The 22968-nt window shown below is 68.3% G+C and carries 20 protein-coding genes and 8 pseudogenes; 11 read left to right on the top strand and 17 right to left on the bottom strand.

All coding sequences use genetic code 11. The features are described 5' to 3' along the window. Positions 1-8: 8 nt before the first annotated feature. Positions 9-176: pseudogene (locus tag OG736_RS45675) on the bottom strand (NACHT domain-containing protein); the annotation flags it as partial. A 103-nt stretch (positions 177-279) separates the two neighbouring features. Further along, positions 280-357 (bottom strand): annotated as a pseudogene (locus OG736_RS45670) (hypothetical protein); the annotation flags it as partial. 960 nt (positions 358-1317) lie between these two features. Between OG736_RS45670 and OG736_RS45665 the strand changes: the two are divergent. Then, positions 1318-1482: a DNA ligase-like domain-containing protein gene (locus OG736_RS45665; RefSeq protein ID WP_327188086.1), complete on the top strand. Its 165-nt coding sequence runs from the start codon at positions 1318-1320 to the stop codon at positions 1480-1482. Between the two features lie 353 nt (positions 1483-1835). Here the strand turns inward: OG736_RS45665 and OG736_RS45660 are convergent. Then, positions 1836-2904: pseudogene (locus tag OG736_RS45660) on the bottom strand (MerR family transcriptional regulator). Positions 2905-3042: 138 nt separating this feature from the next. Further along, positions 3043-3168 (bottom strand): hypothetical protein, encoded by a 126-nt coding sequence (locus tag OG736_RS45655; RefSeq protein ID WP_327188085.1) that lies wholly within the window; start codon positions 3166-3168, stop codon positions 3043-3045. Here OG736_RS45655 and OG736_RS47455 point away from each other — a divergent pair. The 3 genes and pseudogenes from OG736_RS47455 to OG736_RS45645 form a co-directional block, all read left to right on the top strand. Continuing rightward, positions 3151-3588: pseudogene (locus OG736_RS47455) on the top strand (site-specific integrase); the annotation flags it as partial. The gene OG736_RS45655 and the pseudogene OG736_RS47455 overlap by 18 nt on opposite strands. 102 nt (positions 3589-3690) lie before the next feature. Continuing rightward, positions 3691-4857: a DNA glycosylase AlkZ-like family protein gene (locus tag OG736_RS45650; RefSeq protein WP_327188084.1), complete on the top strand. Its 1167-nt coding sequence runs from the start codon at positions 3691-3693 to the stop codon at positions 4855-4857. Beyond that, positions 4854-6110: an MFS transporter gene (locus OG736_RS45645; protein WP_327188083.1), complete on the top strand. Its 1257-nt coding sequence runs from the start codon at positions 4854-4856 to the stop codon at positions 6108-6110. Before OG736_RS45650 ends, OG736_RS45645 begins: the two co-directional genes overlap by 4 nt. 361 nt (positions 6111-6471) lie before the next feature. Here the strand turns inward: OG736_RS45645 and OG736_RS45640 are convergent, their stop codons facing one another. The 6 genes from OG736_RS45640 to tap form a co-directional block, all read right to left on the bottom strand. Then, entirely contained in the window at positions 6472-6678 is a 207-nt protein-coding gene (locus OG736_RS45640; RefSeq protein WP_327188082.1) for a DUF6417 family protein, read from the bottom strand. 107 nt (positions 6679-6785) lie between these two features. Then, a complete protein-coding gene (locus OG736_RS45635) occupies positions 6786-7136 on the bottom strand; it encodes a hypothetical protein (RefSeq protein WP_327188081.1) in 351 nt (116 codons plus the stop codon). A 193-nt stretch (positions 7137-7329) separates the two neighbouring features. Further along, entirely contained in the window at positions 7330-7569 is a 240-nt protein-coding gene (locus OG736_RS45630; RefSeq protein ID WP_327188080.1) for a hypothetical protein, read from the bottom strand. 16 nt (positions 7570-7585) lie between these two features. Beyond that, positions 7586-7882: a DUF6247 family protein gene (locus OG736_RS45625; protein ID WP_327188079.1), complete on the bottom strand. Its 297-nt coding sequence runs from the start codon at positions 7880-7882 to the stop codon at positions 7586-7588. 667 nt (positions 7883-8549) lie between these two features. Next, on the bottom strand, positions 8550-9110 hold the full coding sequence (gene tpg, locus OG736_RS45620; RefSeq protein ID WP_327188078.1) for a telomere-protecting terminal protein Tpg: 561 nt from the start codon (positions 9108-9110) through the stop codon (positions 8550-8552). Between the two features lie 4 nt (positions 9111-9114). Next, positions 9115-11250 (bottom strand): telomere-associated protein Tap, encoded by a 2136-nt coding sequence (gene tap / locus OG736_RS45615; RefSeq protein ID WP_327188077.1) that lies wholly within the window; start codon positions 11248-11250, stop codon positions 9115-9117. Between the two features lie 275 nt (positions 11251-11525). Here tap and OG736_RS45610 point away from each other — a divergent pair, with 275 nt between their 5' ends. Beyond that, the gene (locus OG736_RS45610) at positions 11526-11684 is read left to right on the top strand and encodes a hypothetical protein (RefSeq protein ID WP_327188076.1); all 159 of its coding nucleotides are present in this window, start codon (positions 11526-11528) and stop codon (positions 11682-11684) included. After that, positions 11681-12132 (top strand): annotated as a pseudogene (locus OG736_RS45605) (ATP-binding protein); the annotation flags it as partial. The gene OG736_RS45610 and the pseudogene OG736_RS45605, both read left to right, overlap by 4 nt. 100 nt (positions 12133-12232) lie before the next feature. On the opposite strand, the gene OG736_RS45600 reads toward OG736_RS45605, so the two are convergent. Continuing rightward, positions 12233-12781: a GNAT family N-acetyltransferase gene (locus OG736_RS45600; RefSeq protein WP_327188075.1), complete on the bottom strand. Its 549-nt coding sequence runs from the start codon at positions 12779-12781 to the stop codon at positions 12233-12235. A gap of 686 nt (positions 12782-13467) precedes the next feature. On the opposite strand from OG736_RS45600, the gene OG736_RS45595 reads away from it, so the two are divergent. Beyond that, a complete protein-coding gene (locus OG736_RS45595; protein ID WP_327188074.1) occupies positions 13468-13911 on the top strand; it encodes a hypothetical protein in 444 nt (147 codons plus the stop codon). A 232-nt stretch (positions 13912-14143) separates the two neighbouring features. On the opposite strand, the gene OG736_RS45590 is transcribed toward OG736_RS45595, so the two are convergent. The 3 genes and pseudogenes from OG736_RS45590 to OG736_RS45580 all read right to left on the bottom strand — a co-directional run. Next, positions 14144-14983, bottom strand: coding sequence for a transposase family protein (locus tag OG736_RS45590; protein ID WP_327188073.1), 840 nt, complete (start codon positions 14981-14983; stop codon positions 14144-14146). A gap of 53 nt (positions 14984-15036) precedes the next feature. After that, the gene (locus OG736_RS45585) at positions 15037-15483 is read right to left on the bottom strand and encodes a hypothetical protein (protein WP_327188072.1); all 447 of its coding nucleotides are present in this window, start codon (positions 15481-15483) and stop codon (positions 15037-15039) included. 116 nt (positions 15484-15599) lie between these two features. After that, a pseudogene (locus tag OG736_RS45580) lies at positions 15600-15761 on the bottom strand (ATP-binding protein); the annotation flags it as partial. A gap of 7 nt (positions 15762-15768) precedes the next feature. Here OG736_RS45580 and OG736_RS45575 point away from each other — a divergent pair. Next, positions 15769-15852, top strand: a pseudogene (locus tag OG736_RS45575) (short-chain dehydrogenase); the annotation flags it as partial. Between the two features lie 37 nt (positions 15853-15889). Here the strand turns inward: OG736_RS45575 and OG736_RS45570 are convergent. The 3 genes from OG736_RS45570 to OG736_RS45560 are packed head-to-tail and all read right to left on the bottom strand — an operon-like array spanning position 15890 to position 18920. Next, a complete protein-coding gene (locus tag OG736_RS45570) occupies positions 15890-16291 on the bottom strand; it encodes a DUF6009 family protein (protein ID WP_327188071.1) in 402 nt (133 codons plus the stop codon). Then, entirely contained in the window at positions 16288-17808 is a 1521-nt protein-coding gene (locus tag OG736_RS45565) for a DNA primase family protein (protein WP_327188070.1), read from the bottom strand. The genes OG736_RS45570 and OG736_RS45565 overlap by 4 nt, the downstream gene beginning before the upstream one ends. Next, a complete protein-coding gene (locus OG736_RS45560) occupies positions 17805-18920 on the bottom strand; it encodes a bifunctional DNA primase/polymerase (RefSeq protein WP_327188069.1) in 1116 nt (371 codons plus the stop codon). Before OG736_RS45560 ends, OG736_RS45565 begins: the two co-directional genes overlap by 4 nt. A 951-nt stretch (positions 18921-19871) precedes the next feature. Between OG736_RS45560 and OG736_RS45555 the strand changes: the two genes are divergently transcribed. The 3 genes and pseudogenes from OG736_RS45555 to OG736_RS45545 all read left to right on the top strand — a co-directional run bounded on the left by OG736_RS45555 (position 19872) and on the right by OG736_RS45545 (position 21798). Further along, positions 19872-20135: a hypothetical protein gene (locus OG736_RS45555; protein WP_327188068.1), complete on the top strand. Its 264-nt coding sequence runs from the start codon at positions 19872-19874 to the stop codon at positions 20133-20135. A gap of 73 nt (positions 20136-20208) precedes the next feature. Continuing rightward, positions 20209-21376, top strand: a pseudogene (locus OG736_RS45550) (NF041680 family putative transposase); the annotation flags it as partial. A 50-nt stretch (positions 21377-21426) separates the two neighbouring features. Next, on the top strand, positions 21427-21798 hold the full coding sequence (locus OG736_RS45545) for a hypothetical protein (protein ID WP_327188067.1): 372 nt from the start codon (positions 21427-21429) through the stop codon (positions 21796-21798). Positions 21799-22968: the final 1170 nt, after the last annotated feature.

The following is a 22968-nucleotide window of genomic DNA, read 5'->3' as shown; positions in this document are numbered from 1 at the left end:
GCGAGAACCAGCTCGCGGAAGTCTTCGCTGCTCAGCCAGTCGGGGCGTACGGCGGTAGGGCGGGAGGTCAGCAGCCAGCGGTTGCCGGGGTAGGAGTGGATGAGGGCAAGGAGCCAGTCGCGGGTGCGGTGACGGTCTGCGGTCTGGATCTCGTCGAGGCCGTCGACGAGGAGCAGTCCCCGGCCGTCGGCCAGGACTCGCTCCGCCCAGCCGTCCGGGGGGGCTCAGGGGGCAGCCCAGCGCGGTCAGGAACTCAGCGGGGGACGGCAGGGAGCCGGTACGGACCAGGGTGCGCAGGGGGAGGACGTAAGGGACGCGGTCCCCGTCGCGGGCGGTAGCGACAGCCAGCCACTGCACCAGCGTCGTCTTGCCGGAGCCGGCGTCGCCGCGGAGCAGGATGCGGTCGTGGCTGTTCAGTGCCTCGTCCGCGGGCAGACGGTCGAGGACAGCGGTCGGGGTGTCCGGGGCCGGGTGCCCGGGGGTAGCCGCCTCCAGGCTCAGATAGGCCGCTTCGAGGGGCCATCGGTCGGGGGAATCGCGCAGATCGACTGTGCGGCGGGGTAAATGCGATCAAGGCTGAACAATACGCCGGATGATCTTGCTCAAAATGGACACGGTGCAGCTGGGGACCGCCCGCAAACCGGAAGAGCAGCGTTCATCGGACAGGGCCACCGCGGCAGGGGGCGTCGCTCTTTCGCCCTGCACAAGCGTCGCTCGACGTGGGTCCATGGACGCCTGCGTCCCTGGCCGGAACAATTCCCTGGTCCTACTGCGACGCCAGACCGCCCTCGAGGAACACTTCGCCCGCTCCGGGCCAGTTGGGCCGTCACCCGGCCTCCGCAGCCGGTCGGCGAGCGCCACGAACAGGCCCAGCGCCGTCATCTGCGACGGGATCAGCCACCACCCGCTGAAGGGCGAAGCGAAGCCCCCTTATGTTCCGCGGCCGACAATCGGGGTGATTCACCCGCAAGGGGTCGGGTGGCCGCCGCGGCGGTGGCCCCAGGACTGGTCGTCGATGAAGCGGCCGTGGTCGTTGCGCAGGGGTGGCCCTGTCGTGGTCGTTGTTCCACACGTAGGCCGTTCGTCTGCCTGGGCAGCCAGGTCGGCCCCTGCGCCGCATGCCAGCGCAAGACACACAAGTACGGCCACGGCGGCAGCCCTCTCTGCCAGTGGTGCATGGCACCGTGCAGAAAGGCTGGGGACCGACCGCCCGATTCACCAGCACCCGCGCCTGACTGCTCAGCACGCCCGGCACCGCGTGCCGGACCGTCCCGGAGTACACCCGAACGCCGCAGCCCCTGGTGGAAGAGATCTCCGGTGACGTGGCACCTGCCCCAGCCGATGCTGACCGCCCCGACCTCCGACCCCGCCCTGCCGCCCGGCTGGGCCGCAGAGCCGAAGTGGGACGGCTACCGCGCCCAGCTCGCCCGCTACGCAGACGGCCGCGTCCTGCTGCGCTCCCGCCGCGCGGCGCCGACATGACGCCGTTTCTCTCTCAACTTTCTTCTGTTGCTGCAGCTGTCACCCGCTGTGAAGACGTGCAGGCCACCAGGGAGGTGGAAGTGGTAGAGATGGCAACAGGCCAAAGAGATGACCTGCGCTGCTGAGATTGAGTGGGACAGGTGGTGGGCGGCGTCCCGCTCACCACAGACAGCGTGATGTTCAGCCGCGGAGCCAAGACAGCAGGCGCCGGGGGGGCAGGTCGCAATGTTCTGGTTGCCCTGGTCTGGGGAGCCAGCTTGACCTCGCTTGTCGGGCGAGTCGGTACTCGTCAGCTTCGCGGATGAGTTCCTGAGAGCGGATCTGGTGCAAGTCGAAGTGCATGCCGCTCGCTCCTACTGCTGGAGCTCCATGAGGTCGGCGACTACGCAGCTGACGTTATCGGGGCCGCCGGAGGCGTTGGCGAGGGCGATGAGTTCGCGGACGGCCTGCTCGGGCTCACTGATCTCGGAGAGTACTCGGTGGATCTCTTGGGTCGGCACGACAGTCGACAGGCCGTCGGAGCACAGCAGATATCGGTCTTCCCCCTGGGCGTCGTGGAGGCGCATGTCGGGGTTGGCGTCGGCTCCTGGGCCCAGGGCCCGCACCAAGAGCGACCGTTGGGGGTGGGAGGCGGCTTCTTCCGGGCTGAGGCGTCCTTCGTCGACCATCGACTGGACCATGGTGTGGTCGTGGGTGATCTGGAACAGCTCTCCGCCGCGCAGTAGGTAGACGCGGGAGTCGCCGATGTGGACGAGGGCCAGCTGTGATCCGGTCCAGAGCATCGCGGTGAGAGTCGTGCCGGTGCCTTCGGATGCAGACCCCGTCCCGGCGACGTCGTGCACGGCCTGCTTAGCCTGTTCGATGACGTCTTCGAGGACGTTGAGGAGGTTGCCGGCTGGGATGCTGTCGGTTTCGCGCGTCAATGGCGGCTGCGCTGGCAGGGGCTCCTTGGCTTCCGCAGCCGTCGGCGACAGCGAGGAGCCGGGATCCCGCGTACGCGGTGTCCTGGTTGCTCTCGCGGACGAGACCCTTGTCGGACAGAGCGGCGTAACGGATTCCGAGGGACTTGGCGGTCGGGGACATGGCGGGGTCCTTCCGTGACAGGTGGTCGATGAGGAAGGTGGCCAGGTCCCGCCGTGCGGCAGTGTCAGCCTCGACCTGGGCCCAGAACGCGCGGACCTCTTGGCCCGCCGGGCCCGCATCCAGCCCGCAGACATGCTGAATGCGGGCCAGCGGCATGCCCAAGCGCCGGAGCCAGGCGACCAGGCGGGCTTGGTCCAACTGGTCCGGTGCGTAGAGGCGGTATCCGGTCACCGGGTCGACGCGTGCAGGGGTCAGCAGGCCGAGCTCGTCGTAAAGACGCAGCGCCTTCGGCGACAGCCGGGACGCCTTCGCAAACGCCCCGATGGTCAGCAACCCCATGCTCGCTCCTCCTCATGCCGAGCGCATCACCCGGCCCCACTGATGCTGTGGCCTCCCCCAAGGTGAAGGTCAACCAAGGATCGTGCCGCGGCCCGTCAATGGCTCAAGCAACAACAAGTCACCCGATACAGAACACCCTCATTTCCAGAGATCGCCTCGGCGGCCGCCGAGGTGACCGAGGACCTGGTGCTCGATGCCGAGCTCGTCGTCTTCCGCGAGGGTCGCCTCGACTTCACAGCTTCCCTGATGCTTGAGCGTGTTCAAGCATCAGGGGAGGTTGAGGTTGAGCACGTGGCACGTAGTTCGGTACCTGATCCGGACCGGTGGGGGCCCCTGCCGGCGGACGGAATCCTCGGCGCCGGAGACCTACCGAAAGCGGTGGCAACGATCGGGCTGCGGCCCGGAGATCCAGTGTTTGTACGGCCGGAAGGAAGGGTCGACGCCGGTCTGCTGGACTTTGTCCGGTCAAGCCCCTTTCGGCGTCTGGAGCGTGAGACCAAGCGGAACTACGCGACGGATTTGCGAATCCTCTTGGAGTTCCTGTCGTCACGGGGTGTCGAGTGGCGGGCGGCTACCCGACAGGACCTGGATGACTTCCGGGACTGGCGGTGCGAGGCACGCGAGAACCCGTACCAGATCAGCGGAACGAAGTGGAATCGAGAGGCCTCCGCTTTCACCATGCTGTTCCGGTGGGCGAGAGTGTGGCCGTTGCCGGTGGATGTCGCCCGGCGAGAGCACCCCGGCTCCGGATGCGGCCCAAGATGCGGTTTCGACCGAAGGTGGCATGTGACCGTCCGACTCTCCCCCGCCCGCGTCCGCGAACTGGGCATCACAGCCCAGGGCCTGGACCGCGGCGCTCATGCTCGCGCCACCACCGCGCAGCAGATCCTCGATCGTCTTGGCTGCATCCAGATCGATTCCATCAATGTCGTGCGCCGCTCCCACGAACTCGTCCTCCTGGCGCGGGGTGCCGAATTCAACGACGCCGCTGCCTTCGTCGACCACCATCGGCCACCGGACTACTTCGAATACTGGGCCCATGCGGCCAGTCTCGTACCGCTCAGCCTCTGGCCCCACTTCGCCTTCCGGCGCCGGCGACTGGCCGAACACGGCTGGAACGGACCCGCCGTCGACCCCGCCGCATGCGCAGATGTACGAAAGCGCGTCGAGGACCTGGGCGCTGCGACCATCAGCGACCTGGGTGGCGCCCAAGGCACTGGGTGGGACCGCAGCTCCCCACACAAGTGGGCTGCGGAATGGCTCTTGGCAACGGGCGAAATCGTGTGCGTGCGTCGACGAGGCTGGAAGCGTGTCTACGAGCCAGCCTCCGCGGCACTGCCCGCCACCTTGCTCGAGGACGAACCAGATGAACACAACAGCCTGCAGTACTTGAGCGAACGTGCCCTCAAGGCGCAAGGCGTCGCCACCACCAGCGACGTCGCCGACTACTTCCGCCTTGCGGCGAAGTCGGTGCACACCGCGCTGACCGCGTCCCCGTCCTGTGTACCCGTGGAGGTGGACGGCTGGCGCGAGCAGGCCTGGGCCTGGGCACCGGCCCTGGATGCGCCCAGCGCCGAGATGGAGAACACGCCCCTCCCTCTCTCGCCTTTCGACTCCCTGTTGTGGCACCGGCCCCGGATGCGGCAGCTCTTCGACGTCGACTACCTGCTGGAGGCGTACAAGCCCGCCGTCAAGCGCCAGTGCGGATATTTCGGCATGCCGGTCCTGGCGGCGGGGCGCATCGCCGGACGGATCGCCGTGCGCGTCGACAAGCAGCGGCGGTTGACCATCGAAGGCGTCCAGATCGCTGCCGTCTCTGAGCCAGCTACGCTCGCGCACGCTTTGAGAACAGCTGCGATCTGGGGCGGTGCAGACGTGGACGCCGAGACCACCCGTGCCGTCCTCGCCCAAGGCTGGGAAACGCGGCATGACGAAGAGGTGGTGACGGCGTGACGTCCTCTTCCCGCGGCTATATCGCGATCGTCCGCACCCCGCGGATCCCTGCCAACCTCCTGGCCGGTGTGTCCGTCCGGCTGGGCTGCGGGATCATTCCGTTCAGCACGGTCGTAGCGTTCGCCGACCCCTACGGATTCACCTACTCCGGCCTCGCCACAGCCGGCTTCATGCTGTCCATGTCCTTGCTGGGCCCCTGGCGCGGCCGCATGTTCGACCGGTACGGCCCGCGTACCCTCACCGCAGGCGCGCTGGCCTACGCACTCCTCATCACCGCCGCCGCACTCAGCGTCGGCCAGGCAACACCCTGGCTGCCCATCGCCCTTCTCACCGCGGCCGGCCCCGTGATGCCACCCATCAACGCGACCCTGCGCACCCGGTGGTCACGCCTACTGCCCGACAAGCAGGATCTTCAGCAGGTCCACGCCCTGGACTCCATCGTGGAGGAGATCACCTTCCTCTTCTCCCCCATCCTGATCACGGCTGCCCTCTCCGTCGTGCCTGCCCGCGCGTGCATCATGCTCGGCGGCGTCATCCCCCTGCTGTCCCTCGTGCTGCTGCACCTGGGACGCCCCGACCCCGCGTCCTCGCCCACCACCACCGCCGACGCCCATCCGGCAACCGGGCGTTCGCAGCGAACCACCTCCCTCATCCGCACAACAGCAGGCCTGGGAATCGTGGCCCCTATCGCAGCACTCGGTCTGGTAGGCGGCAGCCTCGGAGTGCTCCTGCCCGCCGCTGAAGCCGACGCGGGCCACATCTCCTCCGCCGGCTACCTACTGGCCGGTTTCTCCCTGGGCGGGGTCATCGGCGGCTACCTCTACGGCAAACGCACCTGGACCTCCCCCCTGCGCCACCACTACGTCATCGCAGGAATCGTCCTGACGGCCACCGCCGCCGTCGTCGGCGCATCCATCCACACACCTCTGCGATGGATTGCCGTCCCCGCAGCAGGCCTGGCCATGACCCCCCTGTTCGTCATCGCCTACCTGCTCGTGGACCAGCTCCTCTCCCACCGCCAGACCGAAGCCAACTCGTGGATCAACTCCGGCTACAACTTCGGCTCAGTCGGCGGCGCGGCAGGAGCCGGCGCCCTCCTCAGCCACACCAGTCCCGCAATCATCACCCTCGGCGTGGCCGCAGTAGCCCTCCTCAGCGTTGCCTGCGCACTGCGCCTGCCGCTCCCATCCCCTCCTGCATCCCGCATGCCAGCTCAACAACGGCACGAGATCGGTGCTGAAACGGACGCCTAATACCGCCCACGCCCCACCGTCTGTTCCCAGTCTCCGAACAGCCGCCCACCAGCACCGCCCCAGAGCCAGCGACGGGCCCTGCAGGCCAGGGAATGGCGACGAAGCGGGCGGCGCACCTGGACGAGCTGGGCATGGTGTGAATGCCGCGGAGACCGGGTGGGACGAGAACCTCTCGGCCGCGCGGGCGTACTACGCACTGACGGGCACGACCGCGCCCGTCACCGCGACGATGCTGGCCCAGCCCATGCTGATCGCCCTGACCGTCGACCCCGCCCTGCCGCCCGGCTGGGCCGCGGAGCCAAAGTGGGACGGCTACCGCGCCCAGGGGTCAAAATCTGTGCCGGCCGCGACCGGCATCCCGTCAGCTCTTCGACGGGATGCGTGCGCCGATCTCGCGCGCCAGGCGGTCCGCGTCCTGCGCGGCCGCCCCGCCTTCCTCGGCGGCTGTGCGCAGCACCCTGATCAGCTCGTACGCCTCGTCCAGGGTCAGCAGGCGCAGCCGTTCGGTGCCGTGCTCCATGGGCGCGAAGTCGATCTCATCGAGGTCAAGGTGTTCGTAGCCGTCCATAATCAGGGCAACGTCACAGACCGTTGGCAGGACACGGCAGGACAATGCCTGCGGCCCCGGCCTGCCGTAGGTACAGCCCACCCATTCCCGGGCTGCGTACTCGGCCTCTACTGGTAGGCCTGGTTCAGCGCCCAGATCGCCCAGACGATCACGGCCAGCGACAGCACAACCGCCGTCCCGCCGAGTGCGACTCCCACCCGCGCCCAGGAGGGCGCCGCCTCCTCCTGGCCCCGCGCCCTGCGCAGCGCGACAAGGCCGCAGACGACCGCGCCGATCCCCGCGGGCACGATGAAGTACACGGGAAAGAAGCGGACCCCGTTCGGGACCCAGGCAGGCAGAAACGGGCACATCATCATCGCGACAGCGGCAGCGCCCAGCACAAACGATGTCGCACCCCGCTCCTGCTGCCGCACCGTCAGCTGTTCGCTCGACCCGGCTGTCTGCTCAACGGAACTCATGGCCGGATGCTAGGCAGCGGGTCCCGCGCTCCGCTTGGGCGCGAGTACCTAGATCGTCCTGAGTAGCCCGCAGTCAAGGATGCTCGGTCCACGTCCGGCGCACCGGCATGCGGCGGGTGGGGTTGAGGCCCTGTTCCGTCAGGCCGACCGCCCGCAGCATCGCCGGGGTCGGTCGGGGCGTGCTCACGGGCGGCTACCCGATCCAGACGACATCCAGGACGGACAGGCTCCGGGTCAGCCGGTTGATCACGTAGACGACGGACAGCTGTCCGATGGAGGCGGCGCTGACGTCCTCGCCTTCCGGGTCGCCAGCATTCCACTGGGGCCAGCCCCACGGGGAACGCACGGCGATGTCCAGGACGTCGCGGACCATCTCCTTGGCGGGCGCGGGAAGCTCGGTGAGCACCTTCGCGGTCTGCGGGGACAGGCGCACCGTCCACGGCGATCGGTCACCGGCGGGCGCCGAGGACGTCGTCCAGGTCCACGAAGCCTGACTCGTCCCGGCCGGAGTCCATGTAGGCATCGACGGCCGGGGCCGCAGCGACGCGCAGTTGCCAGGTGCGCACGACGTCGTGCAGCGGGGTGAGGCTGTAGCTGTGGCGGGAGTCCTCCAGGGCCTTGGCCCAGTCCCGCTCGAAGGCCGGCACCCACATTTCGGCGCGGCGGTCGGCGCGCAGCTGTGCGAGCAGCTGGGCGGCGGCGGCCGGGGCCGGCGGGGCGGGGGCTTGTTCGGGCTGCGCGCTCATCGGCACCTCCTGGCAGGTCCTCCCGCCACGGTACGCGCGACGAGAAGCCGCGGAAGCGGTGTGCCGAGGCTCGGCAGCTGTCACCGACCGCACCGAATAGGGTGCGAAGGAACCAGGCCGGAGCAGCCGGATTGTCACCAGAGAGGCACTGGAGTTGTCACACACAGCCGATCGCCGGTCTTCCTGTCACCGGGTCGCATTGTGACGCGCGACGACCTCATCGCCATGCTCCGCGAACAGACTCCGGCATGCGGGCCTGCACGTAACGCCTTGATTGCCCGGGCTGACTTCGTCGTCTGGGACGGCCTGGTCCCGGCCAACCGGCACGCGGGCGTCTTCCGGGGCCGAATGCGCCACTCCTTGAAGCGTGGCCACACGATCGATGGCCTGGCCGAAAGTGTCGACATCCTTCTTCGAGCCGGGGAAGAGCCGCTTCGTACCGGATCCATCGACGCGGTAGACAGGTCATCCTGGTTCACGATCTTCCTGAACTCCACGGCGACAGTAGTGGTGGCCTGCTGCGGCGGAAGCCGACCCACCACCATGGAGTCGCCCGACACCCCCGAGCCCGGCCCCCAACCTCGAAGGTGACGACAGGCCTGCCTATGTGGCAACTATCGCGCTTTGGCTCAAGCGGGGATGGTCAGATCGCTTTCCGTCGGCGGCCTCAGTAGTCCAGGTCGAGGTAGTCGATGTCGTTGATCTCGACGTCGCTGAGGCTACTGGCGCGCACTCCGCCGTCCTGGAAGTAGATGTCCTTGAAGCCTTCGGCGATGATCGCGCGCATTTCCTGGTCGCCGGCGCCTTGGTCGCGGGCGTCGAAGAGGCGCTGTGCGTAGGGCGGGGGGAGGTGGACGGTGAGGCGGCGGAAGCGGCCGTCGTCGGTCGTGCCGACGGGTGCGGTGTAGCCGAAGCGGGCCCTCGTCTCGACCGTGACGCCGGTGGCGGTGGCGGCCTGCCGGCGGCGGCGCTTGCGGACCCGGGGCTGCCAGCGCTGGCGCACCGCCTCGTCGACCTTCGCCGCGATCTCGGGTGGTGGGTGCTTGCGGGCGCCGCGTCGGTAGCGGTTGACGGAGTCGGCGGTGACACCGATCTCCGCCGCCACGGCCTTCGCACTGCCCAACTGCCGGATCAGGAAGCCGATCCGGCCCTTCAGCGTCCTGGGCGGCTCCTGGGTGAACGCCTCGCGGTCGGCGCGCTCGATGGCGTCTCCGATCTCTCCCGCCACGGCGCTACTCTCCTTCGTCCAGGACGGCGTCGCCGCCCTTGATGTGACGGGCCGGGTTGAGGCCCTGCTCCATCAGGTCGACCGCCCACAGCATCGTCTGGACGCCCTCCAGCTTCGCCAGGCCCGGCGTGGGCCCGAGGCGGAACCCGCCGGGCTGCGGCTTGCCCGAGGCCGCATAGGGCAGGAAGTCGAGCGGGCTCTCCCCCGGGCTGGGGTAGACGACGCAGTCGGACAGCACCGCGAGCGGGAACAGGCCCGTCATCCTGGCCATGTTGGTGAGCTTGCGGTGCATGTTGACCCGCGCCTTGGAGATGACGGCGGCGCGGATGTCGGGGCGCCAGGTCGGGCGTTCCAGCGCCGGCCACCGCTCCCCCTGCTTGTAGGACTTGCCCTGCGGACGCTCGCGCAGCTTGCCGACGCCGCCCTTCACCGTCGCCTTGATGGCGGCCAGGACGGCGGCCATGGCCGGGTCGGTCTGCTTGTGCCGCTCCATCGCCGCGAGGAACTGATGGTCGTCCAAGTCTTTGGTGACGCCGAGGTCGGCGAGGGTGTCGACGTACGCGGTCTTCAGGCGGTCGTGCCACGGGTCCAGGTACGCGCCGCTCTCCCGACGCAAGTACGCCTCGAGGGGGTGGACGTTGCAGCCGAGCTCCTGGGCGTAGGCGACGGTGTGCGTCTGGTACCAGGCCGGCCCTGTCGGCCGGGTGCCGTCTGGGGTGAACGGTGAGGGCAGGCGCGGGTCGAGCTCGATGTGGGAGAGGTCGACCAGCCAGGAGCCGGGGATCTTCGGGTTGAAGGCGGGGGCGTGGAAGTGGTCGGGGGCGGACAGGCCGACGACCAGGCGGGCCGCGGCGGCGAGGAACGCGGTGTTGAGGTCCAGGCCGACCGCGTACGGCAGCGTGCACTCCTCATCGCTGAGCAGGTCGACGTCGCGCACCCACTGGTAGGCCTCCTCGTTCAGGAAGCCCCCCGTCCAGCCGGAGTTCACAACGACCGGGTGCTCGGCGGTGGCCTCCGGCGGGGCCGGGTCCATGGGCTCCGTCCCGAGACTGCCGGGATTGTGGCCGGACACCCAGTTCCCTGTCGCACGGTCCTGCACCGCCCTCGTGGGCGGGCGCAGCGCCGTCATCAGCTCGAGCCCGGAGACAGCCGTGGAGCCGCGCGGGGTGATCACCCGGGTCGCGTAGACGCCCAGGACGCGGGCGATGTCGGCTGGCTCCATGTCCGCAACGCCGGGCCAGGACCGCTCATCGAGGGCATCCCAGGACAGCACCGCCAGCTGCACGCACTGCCGCTCGCGGCCCTGGGCCTTGCGGTAGATCCGCGCCCAGGGGCCGAACCCGCGCTGGGTGAGCTGCCACTTCGCCTTCGCCACCTGCTTGATGATGGGGTGGTCGGCGGGCAGGCGCAGGGAGCGGCGCTGCTCGTGGCCCTCCAGGCGCTCGGGCAGTCCGAGCTTCACGGCGGCCGCGGCGGTGAGGACGATCAGCGGGTCGGAGTCCTTGCCGTTGCGGTGCAGTTTCGCGGCACCGAGGCCGGACTCTTTCAGCGTCCACTCCACCAACTCCGGGACCGTGCGCACGGGACAGTCCAGCACGATCCCGTCGACTCCGTAGGCGGAGCCGTCACCGTCCAGCACTGCGAGCGGACCGTGCGGGAACCGCGGGTCCAGGCCGGGTCCGGCGGTCTTCTTCGCCGGGCGACGCGACGATGTTGCAGGGCGGGCGGCCGGACTCTCCGGCGCGACCGGCATAGCGGACACATCCACCTGCGCGACGGACTGCGTCGCGGGCGCCGCCGGTGCGGTCGGGCTGGTGGACGTCTTGGGAACCGTCTCTGAGTGGGGATCGGCAGCCGGGGCGGGTGCGGGGGCGGGAGCGGCGCCCGGCGCGGAATGCTTCGCCGCCCAGCCGTCCAGCAGCCGCCGGTACGCCGACAGACGCGGCTCCTTCGGCTCGCTCCGGCCGTTCTCCCAGTTCTTGATGCTCTGCGTCGACGTCTTCATCGCGACCGCCAGGCGGGCCTGAGTGATGCCCGCGGCCTCACGCAGCCGCGCACGCTCCGCAGGGGGCGGAAGCTGCGGCTCCTCCTCAAGCAGCGCGTCCACCGACGCGAACAACTCTTCCTCACTGGTTGCCATACACACCTCCTCCACCTGAACACTAGCAGGACTTAACCCGATTATTTACCCTACTTCCTTAACCCAAGCCAGCAAGCTGCCGACATCTGGCTTCTACCGCATCCCGCCGACACACTCGTGTCCGGTCCCAGCGATGTGTAGGCAGTCCCGCTCTTCTGTGGGCAAGGTCCGGGGTGTTTCAGTCCCACACTGCGTCGGTCATGCAGGTGCCCGGTCCCACTGCCAGCGCCGACCGCGCCGCTCAGCCAACAGCTTTGGCGGCTTGGCTCCGGCCGATGTCGGAGGCGTGGGCAAGGATCTCGGCTCTGCACGAGTGGAAGCCGGCCCACCTTCCGCCGGTCACCAGGCCGCTGCCCTCGGTGACCCCCTATGACCAGCTGCTCCGCCGCCGTCGCGCCGACGGCGGCGCCCACCGAGAGGACGAAGCCCAGTGACCCTGCCACGCCAGCGAGGCTTGACCGAGCAGGCCGCCACCACCGCCATCGACACCGCCTGCCGTCTGCTGCGGCTGCCGTCGATCCGCAAGGAGCTCGCCGACATCGCCGCCCGGGCGGCGAAGGACCAGCTGACCTATCGCGGCTTCCTCGCCGAGCTGCTGATGGCCGAGTGCGACGACCGGGCCCGCCGCCTTTCAGAACGGCGGATCAAGGCAGCGGGCTTCCCGCGGGAGAAGTCGCTGCGGACCTTCGACTTCGACGCCAACCCCAACATCGACGCGGCCACCATCAACACACTTGCCAGCTGCGAGTGGATCAAGAAGGGGCAGCCGCTCTGCCTGATCGGAGACTCCGGCACCGGCAAGTCGCACATGCTGATCGCCCTGGGCACCGAGGCCGCCATGAAGGGCTAGTGAACAAGCTGGTCGAGGCCGCCGACGAGAAGCTGGGCGGCGCGCCGTCCCACCCCATCTTTGAACCCCGCTTGACCTCCTCGCGCCGACCCGGCTTCATCGCGATGAGTGCGGACACTGCCGAACACGACCTCAGCCGGACAACGCGACCGGGGACCACATGCCGAACCACTGCTCGGCGCCCCAATCCTCATACCGTTGCACCTCGGTGAACCCCAGCTTCGCCGCGAGGCGCATCGAGCGTTCGTTGGCGGTCTGGGTGGTGAGCACCACCGCCTCGCCGGGCAGCGCTCCGGCGCACCAGTCGAGTGCCGCCGCGCACGCCTCCGCGGCATACCCGTGTCCCCACGCCTGCGGCAGAAACATGTAGCCGAGTTCGACCTCCGAGGCCCCGAGACGGACGTGAACCGGATGCTCCGGGTCGCGCCGCTCAAGCGTGACGATCCCGATCATCGCCCCGTCGAGATCGACCACGAAGAGGCCAGGGCGTCGCTTGGGTGTCTCGGGCACCGCACGCTCGAACTCGTCGCGTTGTCTGGGGCCGCCGATATAGGTGCCCACCTCGGGCGAGGTGAACAACTCGATGACCGCCGCACGGTCGCGGGCCTCGGGCTCACGAAGCACGAGCCTCTCACTCTTGATCGGGGCAGGTGGCCAGGCGACGGGTCCTAACTCAGTCATGCAGGCCAGCTAATCAGCAGGCTCGGTAGCGATCAAGACTCGCGGACCGATCACCCCACCTGCCCAGGCACGTCCTCTCTTCTCTCACATCCCCTCCAACGAGCCACAACCCTCGCTACTTCGCTCTGCGGGCTCAAGCACGGGAACTGACGTCATTTCTCGTGGAGCATCCACGGCCCTGCCGACTGCCCACCGCCACCCAAACGGATGGACAAACGCTGCTGCTTGAAGTGAACGAAGCCAGGATGCGTAGCCGTCGTTGGCAGAGTTCACGAGTGACGGGTTCGAACAGCTCGGAGGTCGAGACGAGACCAAGGGGTGGCTTTTTCCGCGGCAGCCACTGCGTGGCCACGACGAAAGGTGACAGCCGATGTCGGTTCGCCGTGCCGGGCTTCTCTGATGAGTTTGGAGAGCTCACCGTTCCACTGCACGAGGTCTTCAAGGGGCTGGCTTCCGTTCGCGCCAATATTGCCCATCCTGCTTGATCGCATGGTCATCGTGTCCGCGTACTGATCTGTGTGCTCCAGTGCGTACGGACTTGTGTGCACCACTGACGCGTCTCAACGAAGTGTGACCGGCGTTGGCATCGCACAGTTCGGCCTGGGCTGCCCGCAGGTGGTGAGTTCATCGGTCAGGTGTCTGAAGAGTGCTCCTGCGGACCATTCCACTCACCGTAGTCTCGTGCCGTGGTCGACGAACACGGGGCACCCGACGCCTTCAAGAACCGATGCCTGAATGCGGCACGGCGGCTGGAATCCTGCATTAGCTACTTCATCGAGCGCATCTCGTTGAACGAGTCCAACGAGGACCGCAAGGAGAACACGCTGGACGTGTGGCTGCGCGAGGGGCCGCGGAAACCCGACGTAGTGATCTCGCTGTCCAATCTCTACTCGGTCCGCCCATGGGAACCCGAACTGGCCCCCATCTTCATCGACGGGATCTCCCTGATCCACCTGCCGAAGCTGCCGTCGCCCTGGCCTGCCGAGGCCGTCGACCGACTCGACCGCTCCGATGACCTGCCCGAACTGGTCTGGTTGAGGATCACCGGACCGATCGAAGTCGACGCTGTCGCCTCGATTGTGACCGTCTACCAGGCCCAGAGCGACGATGCGGCCTCCGTGCTCCAGTGACAGCCTGAAGCCGCTTGACGGCTCAGGCAGCAGCCAAACTTCGGCGAGACGGTCAACCGCTCGAGCTACGTCGGTTTTCCGGTCGATAGCCTGGAGGCGGTTCTTGAGGCGGTAGCTGTTGCCCTTGATTGGGAGGTGCGCAAGCTGAAGTTGCTGGTCACAGGGCTGGTGTGCGGGGGCATCGGGATGCTCGTGCTGGTCGCTGGCAGGTGACTTTGGTGAAGATCGTCGGTCATCGGGCGACTTCGCGGTTCGTGAGGACCAGCAAGGCCCTGACCAGGGAGGTCGCCCAGGAGGGGTCGGTGCGCACCTTGCCGAGGACGCGCCAGTTCTTGAGGTGGGCAAAGCCGTGCTCGACGGGTGCCCGGACGGCCGCCAGTGCCGTGTTGGACAGCTTCTGGCCTCGCGTCAGGGGCCGGTTCCGGGCGGCCTTGTAGCCGGTGATCACCGCCGGTTCGGCGTCGGGGCCGCCGTCGTCGAGGCCGACGAATCCCAGGTCGGCGATGGCGCCGAGCCCGACTTCCCGCAGTTTCCGGGTGAGCTGGTCGTGCCGGCAGGCGGTGATCTCCGAGGTGCGCCCTGGGCGGGCCGCCGAGATCCACAGCAGCCGGCCCCGGTCCTCGGTGAGGGCGATCACGAGCAGGCCGTGGCACTTGTTCTTGCCGGAGTAGTTCTTCCGGTTCTCCTTCCCGGTTCTGCGCCGGGTGCGGACCACCGATCCGTCCAGCAGTACCATGCCGCCACCCATTCGGACGATCTTCTTCAGGGCCCGGTCCAGGCGTGGGGCGCGGGCGGCGAGCAAGCCGATGACCTCGCGGACCCACCGGGTAACGGTGGTGCGGTGTACTCCGTTGCCGCCGGCCAGGTCGCCGGGCCGCTGGTCACAGCGCAGCACTGCCAGCACGATGGTGGCGATCTTCCCTGCGGGCAGGGCGCGCCACCTGGAGCCGATCTTCTTGAGGTGGCCGCGTATCAGGTCGGCGAGCCAGTTCAGAGTGGCACTCGACAGCGGCAGGCGGGCAGTGTAGACGAGGCCGTCAGGGCCCTCGACGGAACTGTTGTTTTTCTTCACACCAAACTCAACTGCCGTCGAAGAGCCGTCAGTTACGCCCCCGCCCCGCACAGTTATGGGCGTGCGGTGAACTGCCCGTCAGGGCGTTTGTGCAGCCAGCCGCGGTCGGCGAGCTTGGTCATCTTTGCCCGCAGAGGCTCCAGCTTGCCGCGCACCGAGGCGTCCAGGCCCAGCCGCTCGCCGACCGCCCTGACCTGCACCGGGCCGTCGGCCTCCCGCACGATCGCCAGGATCTTGCGGTAGTCGCCGGGCAGCGCGCTCTCGTCGGCCGCGTCGCTGCGGTGCGGGATGAGCAGGACCGCCCGCCCGGCCACCTTCACCGACACCGGAGCGACAGCCCCGGCATCGGCCTGGGCCTGCTCGGCCAGGCGGTTCAACACCCGCTCCGCGATCGCCAGTTCATCCCGCTCGACCTGGACCTCCTGAAGCTGCTTGGCCAACTCCTCGGCGAGAGCGTCCAGTTCGCTCCGGCGGGCCGTGATCCACTGCCGCTCCTGCATCCCCGCACCCTCCCGCGCTCTCACAGCGTGTCGACCTGCTGACGGATCGTAGGCGGGGGCCGGTCGTGGGCGCAGCCGAACCCGGCATCCTGCCGGAGCCGGACCCGCCCGATGATCTACGCCATGGTCATCGGCCGCCGACCGGCACGAGTACCCAACTCGCCATTCACACCAGACCCGTGACCTGCGACTTCACGATGCACACCGCTCATTGAGATGACGTCGCAGTGGTGCAGGAGTCGGTCGAGGATGGCGGTGGCGAGGACCTCGTCACCGAAGCCCATCGCATACGCAGTGAGCACGGCGGCCCTGCGCTCGATGACCCGCAGCAGCCTGGCCCGCGAACTGCTGCCGCGCGAGATCCGCGTCAGGACTTGGGGCAGGGCGTAGCGGTCCCGGCCGGGCGCTACAGCGGGAGCTGTATGCCGAGTTCCTGCATGGCGAGTGATGGCGGGCCGCCTTCGGAGCGTTCGGTCTTGTAGCCCTTGACGCGGGGTTTGAGGGTGCGCGGGTCGACGGCTTCGGCGGGGGCGCTCTTTGCGTAGAGGCCGTCGGGCTCGGTGTCGCGGTCGTGGGGCAGGACCCAGAAGACGCGGCGGCGGAATGTGCCAGAGGCGCGGGAGGCTTTGGCGTCGGGGCCGAGGATGGCGTAGCCGATCATGCGGCCGTCTCGGTGGTAGGCGGGCTTGCCCTTGCGGGTGGGCAGCCGGTCCAGGCTCTGGCGCACGTAGTCGAGCTGGTCGACGTCTTCCAGCCATACGAGGTCGACTTCGTGGCTGATCTCGTCCGCATCGATCAGGGAACTCATGCGCTGGCTTCCCTCTCTTCGTCGGTGAGCAGTCCGATGCCCGGGTAGTACTTGCGCTGGTTGGACAGGATCATGCCCTTGGGTGAGGCCAGCCCGACCAGTTCTCTGGTGCGGGAGGCGAAGGCGCGCGAGGACATGACCAGTGCGCCTTCATTGTTGCACCAGGTGGTGTAGGCGGCGTAGAGCGTCGTCTGCTCGGCTCGCAGGTCGGGGCCGAGTCGGCAGCTTTCCTCGTAGAAGCGGCCGGTGTGGTCCTCGGTTTCGGCGTAGGCGGTCGTGGCGATCCGGACGCGTTCGGGGCCGGTGAGGTCGCGGTCGCCGCCGAGGTAGCGGCGGGCGCCGTCGATGAGCCAGCCGAGGATGCCGGGGCCTTCCTCCATGACGAGGAGGTCGGCCAGGTTGTCGATCTTGCGGTCGTCGGGGACGACGCGTTCGAAGGGGATCAGACGCATGCGGCGCCAGAAGGCGAAGCCTCCGGTGCCGACTTCGGGACGGTGGTTGCCCAGCAGCCAGAGTTTGTGGGTGGGTTCGAAGCTGAAGGGGTCCTGGCGCATGCGGCGGGCTTTGATGCGGTCGCCGCCGGTGAGGTGTTTGACCCGGGCTTCGTCGAACTTGTCGCCGGGTTTGATTTCCGAGCAGACGTAGACCCGCCGGCCGTGGAGTTCGGCGAGGTCGGTGGGGTGGCCTTCGAATGGCTTGGCCATCAGGAAGCCGGGAGGGGCCGCGTCGGCGTAGTCACCGAGCAGCTTCATCATGACGTCCAGGAGGACGGACTTGCCGTTTTTTCCCGTTCCCCAGAGGAAGGGGAGGATCTGGGCTCCGACGTCGCCGGTGATCGAGTATCCGAGCAGCAGTTGCAGGTAGTCGATCATTTGCAGGCCTTCGGCGTCGTCGCCGAAGGTGTCGGTCAGGAAGCGCAGCCAGCGCGGGATGGGTGTCTGTTGCGGGCCGACGGTGGTGGAGCGGGAGTGGAAGTCCTTGTTCGGGTCGGGGGCCCTGAGCAGCCCGGTGCGCAGGTCGACGACTCCCTGGGGCGTGCACAGGGCGTAAGGGTCGGCGTCGAGGCGGTCCGCTTTGAGGACCATGCCGGGCGCTGAGCGGGCCTGGACGAGCATGGCGTTCATGCCGGAGGTCGACATGGCACGGGTGCGGTGCTTGTGCAGGGCGGTAGTGGTGAACAGGCCGCGGGGGTCGTGGTTGGCGATGGTCTCGGCGAGGTCGCCGGCAGCCCAGAGGACGGTTTCGTCTTCGTCGATCTGCCAGCGGGTGGTGTCCCATCGGTACCAGCCGATGTTGGGGACGTGCCGGTAGTCGTTGGCGTAGAGCTTGACGAACAGCTTTGCGTTGCCGCGGTCGGTCAGCGTGTCCGGGAGGAGCCCGTTGGCGGTCGCTTCGCCGCTCGGCCGCTCTGAGGTGGCTTGGGCGGGCACCGGCGCGGCAGAGTTCTGTGCGCGGATCTGGGCAGCGACGGCTTCGGGGTCGAACTCGAAGAGCGGCTCGATGCCGGGGGAGGTCATGGGCGCCTCCCTGTGGCGTGGAGGGGCTTCTTCAGGCCTGCTGAGAGGCCGCTGCAAATGATCTGCTCGATGCGAAGTTCCTGGCCCGGGCGTGCTGTGGCGGCGGTGTCTTTGAGTGCCTGTTCGGCTTCCTGCTGGGGAAGGCGGCCAGCGGCGATGAGGCCGCCGAGGGTGTAGGCGGCCCGATTGAGGGTGTCGGAGAAGCCTGCGCCCTGAGCGACTTGGCCGCAGGCTTCGACCGGCGCCAGGACCGCGGCGAGGGTGTGCTCGGTATGGCCGCGGCGGCCGCCGGCGGCAAGGACAGCTTGCTGGGCGCGGGGCGGGACGGGCCTGGGGGCGGGAATGGCGGGCGCGGGCGAGTGTCCGGTGCGGTCGAGTTCTTGAGCAAGCCACAAAGGGAGGGCCGCAGGCTCGCGGGCCTCACCGAGGGGGACGTAGCTACCGTGGATGGTCGTGGTGCCGGGGGCGATGATGTAGCTGCCGTGGGCGCGGATGTCTACCTGCCAGGCCAGGGCGCGGCCGGGGCTGGAGCCGGCGGAGGATTTCCATTGGCGGTTGCCGGTTGCCCGGTACCAGACGTGGAGGCCCCCGGAGGGCGTGCGCACGCGCAGGGTGGTGGTGTCGTCGGCGGGGCTCTGCTGGCCGCGGAGGGCTGCGAGGACGGCGAGGGTGTGGAAGCCGTTGGCGAGGCCGGCGAGGTCGACCTGGTCGCCGATGGGGATGCCGGGCAGGATCCGGTCACGCGCAGGGGGCTGGGTGCCGTGAGCGTCGATGTCGATGACGACCAGGCCTGCCGGGCCGCAGGAGACGCCGATGCCGGACTCCGGGTGCTGTCCCCACCACTGCTGGATGCGGTCCTGGTTGAGGGTGGCCGCGTGAAAACTGTGACACCAGAGACCTGCGCGGAGGCAGGGGCAACCGGTCGGTGTGTGGGCGTTGGCACGGCAGTCGCTGCAGTTCGCGGCTGGCGTCTTGCGGCCTGGGGCGAGGGGATGCACGGGCCAGCCACGGCTGGCGCAGGCCTGTGCAGTGCCAAGGGCCGGAGCGACTGAAGAAGCGGGAATGACTGGGTCGCTAGAGTCGCTGCGGGAAAACTGCAGCTCAGCAGGCATCTGCACCCCCCACTAGCGACCGAAGCGACTCAATGACAGACACAGCCTAGCGAACGGGGACGGCGGGGTCGTGGAGCACATGCAGAACAACGGTGCTCCTGTGTCGATGATGCGACCGGCTAGCACTCGTACAGCGACCGAGCGAACAGCACAGCGACCCAGCACAGTTCGGTCGCTGCGTGACGGCAACAGCAAAAGACCAGCTCAGGCGGGGCAGAAAGCCCGAACAGCGACTGAAGCGACTGAAGCTCTCTGTATATAACGCACACGCACACACACTCTGGAGCCCGTATATGCACTGTCCGGTCGCTTGAGTCGCTTGCACTCCAAGGAGAACGCGCTGACCTGGCAGTTCTGCTGACTCGGCCAGCCAGCGACTGAAGAACCGCTCGGTCGCTGGTTGTTCAGTCGCTCCCCCTGAACGCAGCGACCCAAGCGACTGAAGCGACCGAGCCCCAGACTCCGGAAACGGCGCATCCGCAGAACAGAGCAAGTCCTTCTCCACATGAAGCCAGCAGAACGGATCTGCTGCTCGAGGAATTGCACCACCGCTGTACCTCCAACCGCCTCGGTACCCGATCCCACCAGTTGCCGCTCCAGGGCGACATTGAATGGGTCCGGCTCCCCCGCAGCGACCGAAGCGACTGAACTGGGGGACTGTTCAGGTGCGGCTGCGGAGAGAGGCAGTCTGGCCGGGACGGCCCGTCCGCTCAGAGCGGCGACGGGGCCAGCTGGCTCTAGACCTGAAGGGTCCCGGGAGCCCGCGCAAGCACACGCCGGTCCGGCACTCCGCCGCCAAGATCCTGATGCCGGTGTGTGGACGCGGCACGGGCCTTCCTGTCCCTGGACGCCAGCCCCGGAGACGGGCTATAGCGCCGAGGGGCCCCGTGCAGTCCGCCCGCACGTGCCGTGATGAACTGGCCACTGATCGCCAGTGATAGAGGGGGAGAAATGACAGCAGACGCAGACCAGTTGCGTCAGGATGGGCACCGGGTCGAGAAGTGGTCGCTCGGGTGGTTGCTGCTGTCGCTGGCGATGTGGGCGTGGTTCGGCTACCGGTTCCTGATGCACGAAGACCGGGGACTCTTCGCACGCGCTGAAGACAGCCGGCCCTTGGTAGGCATACTCGCGCTCTCGGTCATCCCGACGATCGTTGCGGCGGCGACTCTTGTGTACGCCCGGGTCCTGTTCCGCCTGGCCCGCCGGGCCATATAGGCGGCGGAGGCAGGCACCGCACGCACCGTAAGGGCCGGTGGGCGCTGTACAACCCGCGCACCGATCATCGTGGGATGTCTCGCCGTGGCTGCGGTTAGACGCCAATTCCTGTGCTGACCGGGCCTTTTGTCACACGTTCGGCCGTGGCGAGGGGAAACACCAGATGGTGCCCGGCTGGCCGTACTCGGTGGTGGTGGCCCTGGAGACCGGCCGCACGTCCTGGACGGCGGTGCTGGACGCGGTCCGCCTGGGGCCCGGCGCCGACGTCGCCGCGGTCACCGTCGTCCAGATTCGTGAGGTCGTCGAGCGGCTCGTCGCCGCCGGCCAGTGGACGCCGGGCGACCCGGAGGTCCTGGTCGTGCTGGACGCCGGATACGACGCCACGCGCATCGCTCACCTGCTGAACGGCCTGCCCATCGAGATCCTCGGTCGGCTACGCTTCGATCGCGTGATGCGCCGGCCAGCGCCGCCGCGCTTCTACGACCCCCAAGGCGGCCGACCGCCCAAGCACGGCGGCGAGTTCGTCTTCGGAGACCCCAGCACTGGGGCACCGAACAGGCCGTGACGACCACGGACACCCGGCTCTATGGGAAGGCGACCGCGCAGGGGTGGGACCGGCTACACCCGCGGCTCACCCGCCGGGCCGCATGGCTCGACCACGACGGCCCACTGCCCATCATCGAGGGCACCGTCATCCGGCTGATCGTGGAGGAGCTGCCCAGCGGCGGGGTCAACAAGCCGGTCTGGCTGTGGTGGTCGGGCACCGGAGCAACCGAGGCGGACGTCGGCCGCTGCTGGCAGTCCTGCCTCCGACGCTTCGACCTGGAGCACACGTTTCGCCTGTTCAAGCAGACACTCGGCTGGACCAGGCCCCGACTTCGCAGCTCGGAAGCGGCCGACCGGTGGACCTGGCTCGTGATCGCCGCCTATGCCCAGCTCCGGCTCGCCCGTCCACTGGCCACCGACTCCGAAGGCCGTGGGAGAAACCAGCCGAGCCGAACAAACTCACACCAGCCCACGTCCGCAGGGGGTTCAGAAACCTGCACGCGAAGACCGGCTCACCAGCCGGTGCACCGAAACCGTTCCAGCCCGGGCCCGGCCGGCCACCGGGCTCGAAGAACCGCCACCCCGCCATCCGTCACGACGTGGGCAGAGTCCTCGCCACCGGCGAAGCGTTCAGCCGACCCGCCCACCACAAGGTCGGCACCAAACCCCGACGTGTCACGCCCGTTCCGAGCTGACCGGCGACCGACCCTGCCCGATGACCATGCGGTCAAGCAGGATGGGCAACATGGACGCGAACGGAAGCCGGCCCCTTGAAGACCTCGTGCAGTGGAACGGTGAGCTCTCTGGACTCATAGGAAATGCCCGGCACGGCGAACCGGCATCGGCTGTCACGTTCGGTCGTGGCCACGCCATTGCTGCTGCGGAAAGGGTCCCCACTGGGCTCGCCAGCCCCGGCCAGCTCGTCGACTGGGCACAGGCCGTGCACTTCGAGGACCAGGTGCACGTTGATGAAGGACACCAGGACCTCCTGACCCAGTTCCTCGTCGAAATCTCGACCCCCGAGCTGTTCGAACCCGTCACCCATAAAGTCTGCCAACGATGGCTACGCATCCTCCGGACATCGATGGCCTCCGATGCCGAAGCAGCCGAACGTTAAACGACAAGCTTAGGCGCAGTGTCAGACGTTGAGAGAAGTGCCGCGGCCGCCGCGCACGGTCCGGCTGCCGACGACCCGTGGGCGACCCAGGAGCCGCCGTTTTGAGGGCGTGCCCTTCCCACCCCTCGCGCGCCGCGCTACGTTGAAGTTGATGCGGCACACGCATCGGATCGCACCTGTCCATCGGTGGAAAAAAAATCCGCCGTGGATGTCATGTTCATTACCCCCTCCCGGCGGGTCAAAAAAACCGCCAATGGACTGGCTAAGGGCCAGTGAATCAAGGGTGCGTGATGACTGACGTGTGGGTCTTCCTCTTGCGTGACGTGGGTGGCAACGTCATGGCCGCGGCACTCGTCGCATGTATCGGTATAGGGATCGAGCGCTTTCGGAACCGAACGACCAGGGGCGAGACGCCTCCAGCCCGCCCTGAACCGCCGCGTCAAGGTGGGCAGTCAGAGCCAGCGCAGGACGAGCCGCCGAGCTAATCGAACGGAAAGGGACCCGGGCGATGTCCGGGGCCCTTCGACTTGCTCAGGCTGCCGACGCGACCGTCCGGGCCGAGTCCAGGATGAGGAGGTTGCCCTCCTCCTGGTCGTCGGCCCGCGCCGGTGGGACGGTCTCCACGGGCGCAGGAGGCTCCTCGGCAGGTGCCGCGGATCCCTCCGGAGCCGGAGTCTCCTGCACAGGCGGAGGCGCCTCCTCGCCGGGCAGGGAAGGCTCCTCCGCTACCGGCGGAGTCTCCTCGACCGGCGACGCCGGGTCCTCCTCGACGGGAGTCGCAGGGGTCTCGGGATGGCCCGGCGGCCCCTCAACGCGGCCAACGTCTGCGGTCTCCTCTGGCACCGCTGGATTTGGGACGCTAACGACGGCGACAGCGATACCAGGAGGCCTCGTCGTCGTGAGTGTGATCCTTTTACGGGTGTTGCGTTCCCAGGGCTGCCCGCGCGGCATGCTGAAAGGCACGGTCCGGAGCGTGTTTCGCTTTGGCCGCCTACTTGAAGCGCTCGTCGAACACATCGAGCCGGCCGTAACCCTCGAGCAGGGCCGCCGCGACCCGTCCATCCCGACCATCTCCCAGTCGTACATGGCCACCTGCAGTGCCTCGGCCGCGTCCGCGGCTGCCACCGGGCCGACGACGACGTCCGCGACGGCCGTGCTGGTGTCCAGGCC

The organism is Streptomyces sp. NBC_01334 (genome assembly GCF_035983595.1).
In the GTDB taxonomy this organism is placed as follows: domain Bacteria; phylum Actinomycetota; class Actinomycetes; order Streptomycetales; family Streptomycetaceae; genus Streptomyces; species Streptomyces coriariae.
Note: the sequence above shows the minus strand (reverse complement) of the source record. Positions and strands in the feature narration are given on the sequence as shown.

Excerpts from the sequence above, each read along its gene's own strand:
- OG736_RS45640 (WP_327188082.1), bottom strand. The coding sequence starts at position 6,678 with ATGGACGGCTACGAACACCTTGACCTCGATGAGATCGACTTCGCGCCC.
- OG736_RS45635 (WP_327188081.1), bottom strand. The coding sequence starts at position 7,136 with ATGAGTTCCGTTGAGCAGACAGCCGGGTCGAGCGAACAGCTGACGGTG.
- OG736_RS45625 (WP_327188079.1), bottom strand. The coding sequence starts at position 7,882 with ATGAGCGCGCAGCCCGAACAAGCCCCCGCCCCGCCGGCCCCGGCCGCC.
- tap (WP_327188077.1), bottom strand. The coding sequence starts at position 11,250 with ATGGCAACCAGTGAGGAAGAGTTGTTCGCGTCGGTGGACGCGCTGCTT.
- OG736_RS45610 (WP_327188076.1), top strand. The coding sequence starts at position 11,526 with ATGTCGGAGGCGTGGGCAAGGATCTCGGCTCTGCACGAGTGGAAGCCG.
- OG736_RS45600 (WP_327188075.1), bottom strand. The coding sequence starts at position 12,781 with ATGACTGAGTTAGGACCCGTCGCCTGGCCACCTGCCCCGATCAAGAGT.
- OG736_RS45585 (WP_327188072.1), bottom strand. The coding sequence starts at position 15,483 with ATGCAGGAGCGGCAGTGGATCACGGCCCGCCGGAGCGAACTGGACGCT.
- OG736_RS45570 (WP_327188071.1), bottom strand. The coding sequence starts at position 16,291 with ATGAGTTCCCTGATCGATGCGGACGAGATCAGCCACGAAGTCGACCTC.
- OG736_RS45565 (WP_327188070.1), bottom strand. The coding sequence starts at position 17,808 with ATGACCTCCCCCGGCATCGAGCCGCTCTTCGAGTTCGACCCCGAAGCC.
- OG736_RS45560 (WP_327188069.1), bottom strand. The coding sequence starts at position 18,920 with ATGCCTGCTGAGCTGCAGTTTTCCCGCAGCGACTCTAGCGACCCAGTC.
- OG736_RS45555 (WP_327188068.1), top strand. The coding sequence starts at position 19,872 with ATGACAGCAGACGCAGACCAGTTGCGTCAGGATGGGCACCGGGTCGAG.
- OG736_RS45545 (WP_327188067.1), top strand. The coding sequence starts at position 21,427 with ATGGACGCGAACGGAAGCCGGCCCCTTGAAGACCTCGTGCAGTGGAAC.